This is a genomic window from Peribacillus sp. GL_122 (genome assembly GCF_057835005.1).
Map to the genome: position 1 here is coordinate 1,185,132 of NZ_CM174415.1, position 13,174 is coordinate 1,198,305.

The window sequence follows — 13,174 nt, forward strand, 5'->3', positions numbered from 1 at the left end:
TCAAGCAAAAATATTGATAATAGTAATCATTACGTTTAAGATATACCTATACAGACGATGAGGTGATTATAGTGAAACAAGAAATTCATCCAGATTATCGACAAGTGGTATTCATGGATACCAACAGTGGGTATAAATTTTTGACAGGCTCCACGAAAGCGTCAAATGAAACGATCGAGTGGGAAGATGGCCAAACGTATCCATTATTAAAAGTGGAAATCAGTTCAGATACGCACCCCTTTTATACTGGAAAGCAGAAGTTTGCTGAAAAAGGCGGACGGGTGGATCGCTTCCTGGATAAATATAATATGAAGAAATGAGAGTCAGGCCATCGGGAGATCGATGGTCTTTTTTTATGACTAGGGTGAAAAAGAGTTAATAATGATGCTAAGAAAAAGGGTGCCCATAATATATGAGGCACCCATCCTGAAATCATTTTGCAGCAATTGCTTCCCCTTTGGCAATATTAACAAGGGCTGCATCGAAGTCCTTTATTAAATCGTCCGGATTTTCAAGTCCGACAGAGAGGCGGAGCAAGCTGTTCGTGATGCCTCGCTTTTCCCTTTCATCATCAGGCATGGCAGCATGGGACATTTTGGCCGGGTAAGATAATATAGATTCGACCGCTCCAAGGCTTACGGCAAAAACAGGGAGCTCGACAGTGTTCACGAAAGAACGGAAGACTTCCTCACTGTCCAATTCAAATGATAGGACCGCCCCCGCTCCAAGTGACTGGCCTTTCTGGATGGCGTGCTGTGGATGATCGGAAAGGCCTGGATAATACACTTTTTTCACCAAGGGCTGCTCCTTTAAGTAGGCTGCAATCTTTTCCGCCCCTTTTTGGGAGTGCGCCATTCTAACTGACAAGGTTTTCAGACCTCTCATTACAAGCCAGGCGTCCTGGACACCAAGAACCGCCCCAAAGGAGTTTTGGAGGGAACCGAGTCTTGTTGCCAATTCCGGATCTTTCACTACTGCAAGCCCAGCTACCACATCACTATGTCCGGATAAAAACTTCGTCGCGCTATGAAGGACAACATCAGCACCCAGATTAAGTGGTTTTTGCAATGCTGGAGTCAGGAATGTGTTATCAACAAAACTTAAGGCACCGGCTTTTTTTGCGATATCACATACGGCTTGAATATCGGTCACTTTAAGTAACGGATTTGAAGGCGTCTCGATGTATATGGCCCTGGTATTTGGCTGAACGGCCGCTTTGACGCTTTCAAGGTCCGTCATGTCAACGAATGTATGCTCAATATTGAAACGCGTCAATACACTAGTGACCATCCTGAACGTTCCGCCATACACATCTTCGGAAATGACGATATGGTCTCCGGCAGACAACAGCAGGAAAGCTGTTGAAATGGCAGCCATACCTGATGAAAAGGCAAATCCGTGTGTGCCTTCCTCAAGTTCGGAAATGATATCTTCCAGCGCCTCACGAGTGGGGTTCCCGCTTCTACTGTAATCATATTTGCCGAATTGATCGATATCGGATTGATGGAAAGTCGATGCGTGCTGAATGGGAACGCTCACACCGCCCGTTGCAGGATCGAATTTATGTTGATTATGAAGTAATTTGGTCTCAAAGCTAAAATCATGATCTGTCATCGTAGTGCCTCCCTTTTTACATATGCGAATGCTTGCTGTAAGTCCTGGATCAAATCATCGCTGTCCTCGATGCCAACGGAGAAGCGGAGCAGGCGATTACAAACTCCATTTGCCGTTCTGACTTCAAGCGGTATATCGGCATGCGTTTGTGTAGCGGGATAGGTGATGAAGCTTTCAACCCCTCCAAGGCTTTCTGCAAACGAAATTAAAGAGAGCGATTGTAAAAATGGGTTGACTGCCGATTCATCAATGATACGGAATGAAATCATGCCGCCTCTGCCGGGATACAATACGTCCGTGACACAATCATGTTCCGACAAGTAATCTACAAGTATCTTGGCATTCTTTTCATGACGCTCCATCCGCAATGCCAAGGTTTTCATTCCACGCATCAACAGCCAAGAATCAAAGGGGCTCAAGACAGCTCCGGTTCCATTGTGATGGAAGGCAAGTGCATCACATAATTCAGCGCCGCTAGCAACGATCAGTCCTGCGAGCACATCATTATGACCACCGAGATACTTGGTTGCACTGTGAATCACGATATCCGCTCCAAGCAGGATGGGTTGTTGAATAAGAGGCGTGTAAAAAGTGTTATCAACGATTAACAATAAATTATTTTGTTTGGCCAATGCGGCAACAGCGCTAATGTCCGTTTGCTGCATAAGGGGGTTAGTGGGAGTTTCGATGAAGATGGCTTTCGTGTGAGGAGTGATGGCTTTTTCGATATCCTCCAAACAACAAGTGTTTACATAGTCACACTGCAACCCCCATTTTTTAAAACCTTGTTCTAACAGACGATATGTACCGCCATAAAGATCTTCGCTGACAATCCATGCATCACCTGATTTAAAAAGGGCAAGGATAGTGGAAATGGCGGCCATTCCTGAACTGCAGGCATAACCTTGGTCGCCTTTTTCCAGATCGGCGATGGAACGCTCCAATAATTGGCGTGTAGGATTACCTGTCCTTGTGTAGTCGAATCCCGTTGATTGGCCAATTCCTTCATGGCGAAAAGCTGTTGAAAAGTATACCGGCGGATTGACTGTTCCTGTCGCCGTTTCGCTGCGATTTCCTAATTGAGCAAGATATGTTTCAGTTTTGTACATGGTTTTCACTGCTCCTTTGAGTTATATAAAATAAAAAAAAGTCTTCTTTAAGAAGAAGACTTTGATTAAGTAAGGACGAGTCATTCTTCTTATCTTCCAAGTTCACAAACTTGTGGAATTAGCACCTTTTCATTGGTTTGAAACAAATGAAGGTTGCTGAGGTGTCATCGGGCCATTCCCTCTACCTCTCTCGATAAGAGTTTAGATTATTCAATTTCTTTTGAATTTACTATATATACAAAATACTGTCAAGAACATTTTGTGATGGATAATGCTTGGATGTTCATGACCAGGTCAATTGGAGCTTAGTGCCTCTACACTTTAGGTGTCTAAAAAAAGAATATCCGAATTTTCATATAAACATGAAGGGTCCAGAAAAAGTGAAAGGGTCAGCGGATATTTTTGCTTTAAAATAATAAAGTTTGTACAATGTATGGAGAGAAAGAATAATACGACATTATTCATTTCATATGCAAATGGTCTTCAATGAATAGTGCAAACATAGGAGGAGAACACATGGAATACAGAATCGAACGAGATACGATGGGTGAAGTGAAAGTTCCTGCTGATAAATATTGGGGAGCACAAACTGAGAGAAGCCGTAACAATTTCAAAATCGGTAACGAAAAAATGCCGATTGAATTAGTTCGTGCATTTGCATACGTTAAACAAGCTGCGGCAAAAGTGAACTATGATCTTGGTGATCTTTCGGAAGTTAAAAAGAATGCCATTGTCAAGATTTGCGGCGAAATCCTTGAAGGTACGCTAGATGAACATTTCCCGCTTGTAGTTTGGCAAACGGGAAGCGGCACGCAAAGTAATATGAACGTGAATGAAGTGGTCGCTAACAAAGGAAATGAATGGTTAAAAGAAAATGGTGATTCTGAAACCCTTCATCCGAATGATGATGTTAACAAGGCACAGAGCTCCAATGATACTTTCCCGACAGCCATGCATATTGCTGCCTTTATGGAAGTCGCTGAAAAATTGGTTCCTGCCATTAAAGCTCTTCGTGATACATTCGATACAAAAGAAAAAGAGTTTTGGGATGTCGTGAAAATTGGCCGGACACATCTTCAAGATGCTACACCATTAACATTGGGACAAGAAATTTCCGGTTGGAAAGCGATGCTCGACAAAGATCTAGCGATGATTGAGGAAAGCAGCCAAAAATTATTGAACCTTGCACTAGGCGGAACGGCTGTAGGAACCGGAATCAATACAAAAAAAGAATTCCCGGGACTTTCCGCCAAACAAATTGCTGCTGATACAGGATATCCTTTTGTCACATCTGATAATAAGTTCCATGCATTGACAAGCCATAATGAAATCGTCTACGCACACGGTGCTTTAAAAGCATTGGCAGCGGATTTAATGAAAATTGCAAACGATGTCAGATGGCTGGCAAGTGGTCCAAGAAGCGGAATCGGCGAAATAGCCATTCCAGAAAACGAGCCAGGCAGCTCCATCATGCCAGGTAAAGTCAATCCAACACAAAGTGAAGCGCTTACCATGATTGCAACACAAATCGTGGGTAACGATGCTACAATTGGCTTTGCAGCAAGCCAAGGTAATTTTGAATTGAATGTATTCAAGCCAGTAATCATCTATAACTTCCTGCAAACGGTAAAATTATTGACGGAAGGCATTCATTCATTCAACAATAATTGTGCGGTTGGCATTACTGCAAATGAAGATAAAATCAAAGAAAATGTAGAACGTTCCCTTATGTTGGTAACAGCATTGAACCCGCATATCGGTTATGAAAAAGCAGCCAAAATCGCCAAAACTGCATTCAAGGACAACTCAACATTGAAAGAAGCTGCGTTGAAATTGGAGTTCCTGACGGAAGATGAATTCAAAGCATGGGTCGATCCTGCTAACATGGTTAATAAATAATTGAATGGAAATTCCCTCCCTTGGTATTAGGGAGGGTGTTTCCATGTGTTAAAATAATGGAACCAACAAATACTGAGATCATAAGTATCGGGAACAGGAGGAAAAACAATGTCTTTATGCCCGCTTTGCAACGGTCTGAGAAAAATTCATGTGAATTGCCCGGAATGCGGCAGTGATCTTGAAGATAAAGGGAAATTCATGGACTACGCTGATGATTACAGTGCTTATATGGATATCGACATACTTAAAGAAAACGACGGATACCCTCAATCCCTTCAAAAAGGACAATGCCCACATCTCATGAAATGCTCTGAATGCGGACATGATGAAGTGGTATTGGTCCAGGAATGAATATACCCCATATGTGAATAAATTGTAAAAAGACCCATTATGAATGGGTCTTTTTACGTTTAATTGGCAGATAACTTCATGCTTTCCTGCATCTGTTCATCTTCTTCAACTAAAATGCGATGTTCAGTCCCTTTGTCAAAAAAGTGTGCTTTATTCATGTCGAGGGCAAGTTCGATGTTTTCGCCTGCCTGGATAATATTCTTGGCATCGACGCGTGCGACGAAGTCCTGCCCCTCTAATGTGGAGTAGAGCATGATCTCCGCGCCCATCAGTTCGGCCACATCAATTTGGGTTGTGAATGCAGTGTTAGGGGACTTCGTGAAGTAAGCACCTTCATTATGGAAATCCTCCGGACGGATGCCAAGGATTATATCTTTTCCGACATATCCTTGATCACGCAGCATTTTCATCTTCAATTCAGGTATTTCAAGTGTTTGTTCGCCTATTTTAATTGTGCCTTCTTTTAATGTTCCAGTAAAGAAGTTCATGGCAGGCGATCCGATAAAGCCGCCGACGAAAACGTTTATCGGTTTCTCATAAACGTCCTTTGGTGCACCGACCTGTTGGATGATACCATCTTTCATTACAACAAGACGTGTCGCCATGGTCATTGCCTCTGTTTGGTCATGCGTGACATATATCGTTGTGGTGTCGAGCCGTTTATGTAATTTGGCGATTTCCGCACGCATTTGAACCCTTAGCTTTGCGTCGAGATTGGATAATGGCTCATCCATCAAGAAAACTTTTGCGTCCCTTACAATTGCCCGGCCAAGTGCGACACGCTGGCGCTGACCACCTGAAAGGGCTTTAGGTTTCCTGTTTAGCAGCTCTTCAAGTCCGAGAATCCTTGCCGCTTCATTGACTCTTTGCTTGATTTCCGCTTTTGGCGTTTTCCTGAGTTTTAATCCGAATGCCATATTGTCATATACGGACATATGAGGATATAAGGCATAGTTCTGGAAAACCATCGCAATATCACGATCTTTAGGGGGGACATCATTGACTCGCTTGCCGTCTATATATAAATCCCCTTGGGAAATATCTTCAAGTCCGGCAATCATCCTTAATGTTGTCGATTTGCCGCAACCCGAAGGTCCCACAAAAACTATGAATTCCTTATCGGCAACACGAAGGTTGAAGTCTTTAACAGCGGTCACCTTTTTATCATAAATCTTGAATATATGTTCCAACACTAACTCTGCCATGAAAAATCCCCCTTTTAAACTCCTGATTACTTGTACCAATTAGCTATAGTCTAAGCTATCGGATTTGAAAAAAGTATGGGCACATTGCACAAAAAAGGGCGATATTACCTGTTTATATTGAAAGTTAATCATTTAGTAAAAGTATCAAGTATGCAGTAAGCGCATGACGGAAGTTTCTAATATCGAGACCAGTTCTTTCAGAGAATTTATCGATTCGGTATTGTAAGCTGTTCCGATGTATATAAAGTTGTTTGGCGGCATAGGTGGCATTTGAATTACATTCGATATACGTTTTAATCGTTTTGATCAGTTCAGTATCCTGCTTGGTCTTGCCAAGAATCTCATTGATATACCACTTTGCATCCTTAACGGATGGATCATTTATTAATGAGTGAGGGATGATGTCTGCCAAATCAGCCACCTTTAGATCTGGCAGATGCACCTGTGCCAAATCAAAACACTTTTTCTCCTGAGTCCAGTGCTGATGAAGGTCTTGATTTATAGGGTGAAAGCGCCCGGTAAACATACGGGTCTTTACATAAAAGTCACTTTCAAGCGTGGAAGAAATGGCGATTAGTTCTTTAGTTGATAAAGGTTCATCCTCGTCCGTTTCAATTAATACTCCTGCCGTTTCATTTTCCCAGACAATAGTTGCGTCAGATGGAACGAAAGCGAGGAAGGCTTCTTCAAAATCGGAGTTGGAAAAATCAGCATGAGTCAGCTTGAAATGAAGAAATCGAACATTCTCCCAGCTCGTTAAAGGCAATGGTGCATTCGGTTCGGATAAAAAGGTTTTCCATGATGAGTCTGGATGTGCATTGAGGTTATATGGGTTTATGGAAGGAGCAAAAAGCAGTTCCAATAAACGGATTTCTTCGGCTGTGATTTCTGAACGGTGAATGCCAAGTAAACTTCTTGAGTCTTCGAACCAAACATAGTCAGAAATTTCATCAGTATCCATTTTATTGGTAAGGGCGTTCGGGAATTTTTGTTTAAGATTTTCAAGCATCGTTTCCACCTTCTTTCTCCCTTTCCATATCATTATAGCGAAAAAGAATAAAGTTCAAAAGAATACGATATTGCTAGTTTTTCCTAAAAGGGAAAATCAAAGAAAAGTTGCAAGTATTATTAATTTTAGGAAAGGGTATTGCGTATGATTTATGGAATATCGTTAAAGAGGAGGGAATCTTATGAACATTTTAATATTGGGTGGTACACGGTTTTTAGGCCGGTATTTAGCAAAAGCTGCGATAGAGAAAGGGCATGAAGTCACACTTTTTAATCGTGGAAGCGATCCTTATGTTTTCCCCGAACTAGAACAGTTAAGAGGGGACCGCGACGGGAATCTTGAAATGTTGAAAGGGAGACAGTGGGATGCAGTCATTGACACATCGGGTTTTATCCCTCGAACTGTATCGAAATCTTGCAGATTGCTTAATCAAGTTAGACATTATACATATATTTCAAGCATCTCAGTTTATAGTGATCCAACCGAACCAGGCATTGATGAAAATGGAGAAGTTAATGCACTAAATGAAGATAAAGCGGAAGAAATCACCCGCGGAACTGCTGGACCGATATACGGTGAATATTATGGACCGTTAAAATCATTAAGCGAAAAAGCAGCTGAAAAAGAACTGCCGGGGAAAGTTTTGTCAATTCGTGCGGGGCAAATAGTAGGTCCATATGATTACACAGACCGATTGCCGTACTGGCTTAAAAGAATAGCGGAAGGGGGAGAAATTTTATCTCCGGGACGCCCTGGACGTCCAATCCAAGTCATCGATGCAAGGGACTTAGCTCAATGGATCATCCAAATGATAGAAAAAAGTATGACAGGTACATATAATGCCGTTGGACCGGATTACACACTAAATATGGGGCAATTACTTGAAGGCTGCAAAAAGGTAACAGGAAGTAATGCTGCCTTTACATGGGTATCTGAAAAATTTTTGGATGACAATAAAGTGGAGCCGTGGGGAGAGATGCCTTTATGGATACCAGAAGAATTCCCTTTACCGGGAGCTAAGGAACCTTTGAATGGGTTTTTGGCTGTCGATAACAATAAAGCCATCAATAATGGACTAACATTCCGTCCCCTATCAGAAACTCTCGAAGATATATGGAATTGGGAAAAGGGCCGTCCGGAATCTGCCGATAGAAAAGCAGGCATCCACAGACAGCATGAAAGTGATCTCCTCGAATTATGGAAACAGACAGTAGATTGAAACCTTTTTTTTATTATATTGAAATACTGAAGGCACATTAAGTGTGCTTGCTGAAAAGGATGATTTAAACGAACAACTTGAAGGAATTAAAAAAGCGATGTACTAAAAACCCCATCGCTTTTTTAGTCCGTGGATCTGCTTGCGTGGTTTGTAAGGATTTTAAGGTTTTCCATGGCAACCGCCACTTTTTCCTTAATGAAAGGCCTGCTCCCAATAAATGGGAAGCAGGCCTCGATTATTTTGATCAATTCATCCAGTCTGGTTTTCCGAATCCGGCAAATTTGTCATCGATGACTTTTTCGAACTGGTCGGATTCCACTACTGATTTAATATCCTTGGCAAATTGGGAGTCTACATCTTTTGTATTCACTGTAACAACGTTTCGATACATATCCGGCATTTTTTCTAAAACAAGGGCATTCTGGAGGTCCATTTTCGCTGCAAGAGCGAAGTTGCCAGGGACCGCTGATAGGTCAACACTGTCTGTTGCCCGAGGCAATTGAGCGGATTCCAATGGTTTGAGTTGGATGTTTTTTGGATTTTTAGTTACATCCTTTTCAGATATTTTTAAAGGGTCGACATCTGGATCGACTTCAATCAGCCCTTCATCCACCAGCACTTTAAGTGCACGTGCGAGGTTAACCGGATCATTGGGCACTGCAAGGGATGTACCGTCTTTAATTTCTTTCAATGATTTATACTTGTTCGAATATATGCCCATTGGTGCTGTTGGAACTATGATAAGGTCGGAAAGCTTTAAATCATTTTCTTTAGCGAAGTTATCCATGTATACTTTATGCTGGAAGAGGTTGGCGTCGATCGAATGGTTGCCAAGGGACTTATTCGGCTGGATATAGTCGGTGAATTCGACGATCTCTATTTTGTAACCGAGATCTTCCAGACCTGGTTTGATGGCCTCTTTAACCATATCGGCGTAGGGCCCGGTAGTCGCCCCGATCTTCAATTCTTTTTTGTCTTCAGTTTTTGGGGATGCATCATCGCTCCCGCATGCTGTCAAGCCAAGGGCAAGTGCACAGACTGATAATAACGAAGCTATTTTCTTCATTTGAAATTCCTCCTGAGTAATGAAATGTATTGAATCATTGAAAAATGACTGATCCCTATCGTTTGTTAACTATATATGAGGCCTTGTCACCAACCATTTGAATGATTTGCACAAGGCAGATCAGCACGACGATCGTCGTGATCATGACTGTATTGTCATAACGGTAATAACCGTACCGGATGGCCAGGTCGCCAATTCCGCCTCCGCCGATTGTCCCTGCCATTGCTGAGTATCCGATAAGCGAAATGGTCGTTAATGTCAGTCCTTGAATGATACCCGGTTTTGCCTCTGGAAGAAGTACATCCTTAATGATCATCCATGGAGTGGCACCTACGGCAATTGCAGCTTCAATCACTCCTCTGTCTATTTCACGTAATGCCGTTTCAACGATTCTTGCAAAAAAAGGTATTGCGGACACCGACAGGGATACAGAAGCCGCTCTTGGCCCTATCGTCGATCCAGTTAGAAGATCCGTTAAAGGAAGAAGGGCGACCAAGAGAATGATGAACGGGATTGAACGTACAATATTGACTGCGAATCCTAGAGATCGATTCACGATGCTATTCTCAAAAAATAAATTCCTTGTTGTCGTAAACAGCAATACTCCAAGCGGTAAACCGATCAGCAGGGCTACTGCAAGGGAAACGCCGACCATATAAATCGTTTCAAGAAAGGCTTTATTAAGATCAGGTAAAATATTGACGATGGAATCAAGCAGTGACATGTTTTAACACCTCCACAGAACTGGAACGATTTTTTATATATTGCAATGCCGAATGAATTTGAGCGGCATCGCCTAATAACTCGATGATTAAAATGCCTAAAGGGACATCCTGGATATACTCAATTTTACCGTGTAAAATATTACCCTTTACTGAATGGGATTGGAGAGTATCCGAAAGGATCGACTCACCGGCGGTTTGCCCTTCGAATTGAATTTTAATGATCGTACCTTTACTTTCTTCAATCAAGTGCGGAGGGAGTTCGAAATCCAGAACACTGCTAATGAATTGCTTCGTTAACTCCTGCTTAGGCTGTGAAAATATTTCATAAACGGAACCTTCTTCAATTACACGGCCATCCTGCATGACGGCGACACGGTGGCATAGTTCTTTGACCACTTCCATTTCATGTGTAATCAACACGATGGTGATGCCAATCTTACTGCTTATCTTTTTCAATAATTGTAAAATCGCTTTTGTAGTTGTTGGATCAAGGGCTGAAGTCGCTTCATCACATAATAGTACAGTGGGGTCATTTGCTAAGGCACGGGCTATGCCTACCCGTTGCTTCTGTCCACCGCTAAGCTGCGCCGGATAGACATCTTTCTTATCGCTGAGCCCTACGATTTCCAACAATTCCAATACACGTAACCTGATGGCATCCTTCGATCGATGCGCGGCCTTTAAGGCGAAAGCGACATTTTCATAAACGGTTTTTGAACTGACCAGTGAAAAGTGTTGGAATATCATTCCGATTTTTTGGCGTTGTTTACGAAGCTCTTTACTTGATAAAGAGGTTAAATCAATGCCGTCGATGATGATATTTCCACCTGTCGGACGTTCAAGCAAATTCAAGCAGCGGAGTAATGAGCTTTTTCCAGCTCCACTGTAGCCGACAATTCCATACACTTCTCCAGTTTGAATGGTTAAAGATACGTTATCCACTCCGATAACTCGGTTTTTCTTCGAGACGTATTCCTTTCGGACTGAACGGATTTCAATCATGAGCTTTCCCCCCTTAAACATTAAAAAACTGCCTCTATCATTCAGAAAGAGGCAGCGAAATTATATCTCGTCTTATCTTTCAGAATGCAATCATTCTGCAGGAAGTGGCACCATTCCTTAAGGGCGGTTGCCGGACATCGCAGGGCCTGATCCCTCCGTCACTCTTGATAAGTAAATTATTATTTTAGAATATTTCAAGTTTTTTAATATAATCTATATTATTTGTAAAATTCGACAATGTCAATCGTTTCTGAAATTTTGGGATGATTTTTTGTTATTAAAATTTAGTAAGGTCCGTTAAAATGATTCGTGAAAAAAGGGCTATTATGCAATAATCCAGCATTTACGTCCAGGTTAATTATTCCAAAATTTCCTTGTCAAAAAGGTGAAGTGGTAATACATTTATTATAGTAAAGTTAAAAAAAGGAAGATGAAACTATGTTTGTGTAATGATGGGGAGGCAATTGAATGTTAGAGATTAACACGATAAATGATGTGGTTTGTGTGAACGGTACTCCCGGCGGGAACAAATCGGGGATGAGTGTTTATGTCTTTTTAACGGATGGTCTATTGATAGATACTGGCGCACAGATTTTATTGGAAGAGCTTATTCCATTCTATGAGTCCGCAGACTTCGACTCAGTGGCCCTGACTCACTATCATGAAGACCATACCGGGGGCGCTGCATGGATACAGGAACATAAAAAGGTCCCGCTTTTCATTCACCCGATGTCGGTTGAGGTTTGTGCAAAGGATGCTGTATATCCTGAATATCGTAAAATTTTCTGGGGAAAGAGAGACGCCTTTAAAGCTGAGCCGGTAGGGAAGGCCATTCATTCCCGCACCCAAACGTGGGAGCCGATTTTTACCCCTGGTCATGCAAAGGACCATATGGTGTATTTGAATCACAATAGTGGCATGCTCTTTTCAGGAGACCTTTTCGTAACACCAAAAACAAAGCTTGTCTTACGGGAAGAGTCTGTCCCGGTCATCATCGATTCCATAAAAAGATTACTTCAATATGACTTTGGGGAAGTGTTTTGCTGCCATGCTGGGCATGTCCCTGATGGGAAGGATATGTTTCGGAAAAAGCTGGATTATTTGGAAAACCTCCAAGGTGAAATTTTACGCTTGCATTCTCAAGGGCTGACCGTTCATGAAATCCAGCAGGTCGTTTTACCGAATCGCTATCCCCTTATCGAGATATCTGGGCATGAATGGGATTCAGAGCATATCGTTACATCGATATTAAAAGAAAATATTTTGAGTGCCAGGAATAATGGAAATATTTGAATGTTATCCGTTTAACTGTCTGGGTTTTCTAATTGTCACTCAAACAACTTCCATCCAGGAAGTTGTTTGAGTGATTACTTATAAAAGACGGACTTTTTATAGGGGGAATGCAGTGCAAGCGGGAGATGAACGGGATAAGTAATAAAGGAGAGCTCTCCATAAGAGAGCCCACATAATTTATTTATTTTCGTTGGGATCTGTTTCATCATAAAAATCATGTGCTTCTTCGATGTTCTGAAGGTTTGCGACTTCATACACATTTCCGCCCGCCATTCCTTCATTGATGATACGGTCGATATCCAGGTAAACGGAGTCCTTGCCATTATATTCGGTATCCTTCAAAAATGTCATTTTTTCTTTATCCAAAATTAATCCCTCCTAGCCTTTTCTTTAGTTTAGGCAAAGGAGTTTTTTTTATTCTGTTTAGGTTCATTCATATACATGGAAGATCATTAAATCATGTATCATGCTTTTGAGTTTGGTTTCATCTGTTTCGGAAGGCGGGTTGGCTGTCCACTCGATGGATCCATCTTTATGATACAAGGCTTGGACTGCCTGCTTGTTGAAATAAAAGGAAATTCTCCATCCTGGCAGATTCTTATGCAATGGTGCCCATTGAAAATGAGTGATCATATGTATTACCTCCATATATACAGTTTCTCATTTAATTATAATGGAAAAC

The 13,174-nt window shown here is 41.8% G+C and carries 14 protein-coding genes and 2 riboswitches; of the genes, 5 read left to right on the forward strand and 9 right to left on the reverse strand.

Going from position 1 to position 13,174, the window contains the following annotated elements:
- The first annotated feature begins 71 nt into the window (after positions 1-71).
- Positions 72-320: a type B 50S ribosomal protein L31 gene (locus AC3ISB_RS05705; RefSeq protein WP_098372529.1), complete on the forward strand. Its 249-nt coding sequence runs from the start codon at positions 72-74 to the stop codon at positions 318-320.
- A gap of 112 nt (positions 321-432) precedes the next feature.
- Here AC3ISB_RS05705 and metC read toward each other — a convergent pair whose 3' ends face one another.
- Together metC and AC3ISB_RS05715 are read right to left on the reverse strand one after the other, a co-directional pair.
- Positions 433-1,614 (reverse strand): cystathionine beta-lyase, encoded by a 1,182-nt coding sequence (gene metC, locus AC3ISB_RS05710; protein ID WP_489275796.1) that lies wholly within the window; start codon positions 1,612-1,614, stop codon positions 433-435.
- Entirely contained in the window at positions 1,611-2,723 is a 1,113-nt protein-coding gene (locus AC3ISB_RS05715) for a methionine biosynthesis PLP-dependent protein (protein WP_489275798.1), read from the reverse strand. The genes metC and AC3ISB_RS05715 overlap by 4 nt, the downstream gene beginning before the upstream one ends.
- A gap of 86 nt (positions 2,724-2,809) precedes the next feature.
- Positions 2,810-2,923: riboswitch (SAM riboswitch) on the reverse strand.
- 316 nt (positions 2,924-3,239) lie between these two features.
- Here AC3ISB_RS05715 and fumC point away from each other — a divergent pair.
- Positions 3,240-4,622, forward strand: a complete 1,383-nt coding sequence (fumC, locus tag AC3ISB_RS05720) for a class II fumarate hydratase (RefSeq protein WP_141993089.1) — start codon at positions 3,240-3,242, stop codon at positions 4,620-4,622.
- Between the two features lie 108 nt (positions 4,623-4,730).
- Positions 4,731-4,973, forward strand: a complete 243-nt coding sequence (locus tag AC3ISB_RS05725; RefSeq protein ID WP_098372525.1) for a hypothetical protein — start codon at positions 4,731-4,733, stop codon at positions 4,971-4,973.
- Positions 4,974-5,032: 59 nt separating this feature from the next.
- Here the strand turns inward: AC3ISB_RS05725 and AC3ISB_RS05730 are convergent, their stop codons facing one another.
- Positions 5,033-6,178: an ABC transporter ATP-binding protein gene (locus tag AC3ISB_RS05730; RefSeq protein ID WP_098372524.1), complete on the reverse strand. Its 1,146-nt coding sequence runs from the start codon at positions 6,176-6,178 to the stop codon at positions 5,033-5,035.
- A 124-nt stretch (positions 6,179-6,302) separates the two neighbouring features.
- On the reverse strand, positions 6,303-7,187 hold the full coding sequence (locus tag AC3ISB_RS05735) for a PucR family transcriptional regulator (RefSeq protein WP_185150805.1): 885 nt from the start codon (positions 7,185-7,187) through the stop codon (positions 6,303-6,305).
- A gap of 181 nt (positions 7,188-7,368) precedes the next feature.
- Here AC3ISB_RS05735 and AC3ISB_RS05740 point away from each other — a divergent pair, with 181 nt between their 5' ends.
- Positions 7,369-8,406, forward strand: coding sequence for an NAD-dependent epimerase/dehydratase family protein (locus AC3ISB_RS05740; protein WP_489275800.1), 1,038 nt, complete (start codon positions 7,369-7,371; stop codon positions 8,404-8,406).
- Positions 8,407-8,650: 244 nt separating this feature from the next.
- Here the strand turns inward: AC3ISB_RS05740 and AC3ISB_RS05745 are convergent, their stop codons facing one another.
- From AC3ISB_RS05745 to AC3ISB_RS05755, 3 genes are read right to left on the reverse strand one after another with little or no spacing between them, the layout of a single operon-like run.
- Positions 8,651-9,472 carry a MetQ/NlpA family ABC transporter substrate-binding protein gene (locus tag AC3ISB_RS05745; RefSeq protein WP_489275802.1) on the reverse strand — a complete coding sequence of 274 codons (822 nt, stop codon included), beginning with the start codon at positions 9,470-9,472 and terminating at the stop codon, positions 8,651-8,653.
- A gap of 55 nt (positions 9,473-9,527) precedes the next feature.
- Positions 9,528-10,196: a methionine ABC transporter permease gene (locus AC3ISB_RS05750; RefSeq protein WP_098372520.1), complete on the reverse strand. Its 669-nt coding sequence runs from the start codon at positions 10,194-10,196 to the stop codon at positions 9,528-9,530.
- Positions 10,183-11,199, reverse strand: a complete 1,017-nt coding sequence (locus AC3ISB_RS05755; protein WP_098372519.1) for a methionine ABC transporter ATP-binding protein — start codon at positions 11,197-11,199, stop codon at positions 10,183-10,185. Before AC3ISB_RS05755 ends, AC3ISB_RS05750 begins: the two co-directional genes overlap by 14 nt.
- 69 nt (positions 11,200-11,268) lie before the next feature.
- Positions 11,269-11,373, reverse strand: a riboswitch (SAM riboswitch).
- Positions 11,374-11,667: 294 nt separating this feature from the next.
- On the opposite strand from AC3ISB_RS05755, the gene AC3ISB_RS05760 reads away from it, so the two are divergent.
- On the forward strand, positions 11,668-12,492 hold the full coding sequence (locus AC3ISB_RS05760; RefSeq protein WP_489275805.1) for an MBL fold metallo-hydrolase: 825 nt from the start codon (positions 11,668-11,670) through the stop codon (positions 12,490-12,492).
- A 177-nt stretch (positions 12,493-12,669) separates the two neighbouring features.
- Here the strand turns inward: AC3ISB_RS05760 and AC3ISB_RS05765 are convergent, their stop codons facing one another.
- A complete protein-coding gene (locus tag AC3ISB_RS05765; protein WP_098372517.1) occupies positions 12,670-12,858 on the reverse strand; it encodes a hypothetical protein in 189 nt (62 codons plus the stop codon).
- 63 nt (positions 12,859-12,921) lie between these two features.
- Entirely contained in the window at positions 12,922-13,125 is a 204-nt protein-coding gene (locus tag AC3ISB_RS05770; RefSeq protein ID WP_076367323.1) for a YheE family protein, read from the reverse strand.
- Positions 13,126-13,174 lie beyond the last annotated feature (49 nt).

Excerpts from the sequence above, each read along its gene's own strand:
- AC3ISB_RS05735 (WP_185150805.1), bottom strand. The coding sequence starts at position 7,187 with ATGCTTGAAAATCTTAAACAAAAATTCCCGAACGCCCTTACCAATAAA.
- AC3ISB_RS05740 (WP_489275800.1), top strand. The coding sequence starts at position 7,369 with ATGAACATTTTAATATTGGGTGGTACACGGTTTTTAGGCCGGTATTTA.
- AC3ISB_RS05750 (WP_098372520.1), bottom strand. The coding sequence starts at position 10,196 with ATGTCACTGCTTGATTCCATCGTCAATATTTTACCTGATCTTAATAAA.
- AC3ISB_RS05755 (WP_098372519.1), bottom strand. The coding sequence starts at position 11,199 with ATGATTGAAATCCGTTCAGTCCGAAAGGAATACGTCTCGAAGAAAAAC.
- metC (WP_489275796.1), bottom strand. The coding sequence starts at position 1,614 with ATGACAGATCATGATTTTAGCTTTGAGACCAAATTACTTCATAATCAA.
- AC3ISB_RS05745 (WP_489275802.1), bottom strand. The coding sequence starts at position 9,472 with ATGAAGAAAATAGCTTCGTTATTATCAGTCTGTGCACTTGCCCTTGGC.
- AC3ISB_RS05760 (WP_489275805.1), top strand. The coding sequence starts at position 11,668 with ATGTTAGAGATTAACACGATAAATGATGTGGTTTGTGTGAACGGTACT.
- fumC (WP_141993089.1), top strand. The coding sequence starts at position 3,240 with ATGGAATACAGAATCGAACGAGATACGATGGGTGAAGTGAAAGTTCCT.
- AC3ISB_RS05725 (WP_098372525.1), top strand. The coding sequence starts at position 4,731 with ATGTCTTTATGCCCGCTTTGCAACGGTCTGAGAAAAATTCATGTGAAT.
- AC3ISB_RS05715 (WP_489275798.1), bottom strand. The coding sequence starts at position 2,723 with ATGTACAAAACTGAAACATATCTTGCTCAATTAGGAAATCGCAGCGAA.
- AC3ISB_RS05730 (WP_098372524.1), bottom strand. The coding sequence starts at position 6,178 with ATGGCAGAGTTAGTGTTGGAACATATATTCAAGATTTATGATAAAAAG.
- AC3ISB_RS05770 (WP_076367323.1), bottom strand. The coding sequence starts at position 13,125 with ATGATCACTCATTTTCAATGGGCACCATTGCATAAGAATCTGCCAGGA.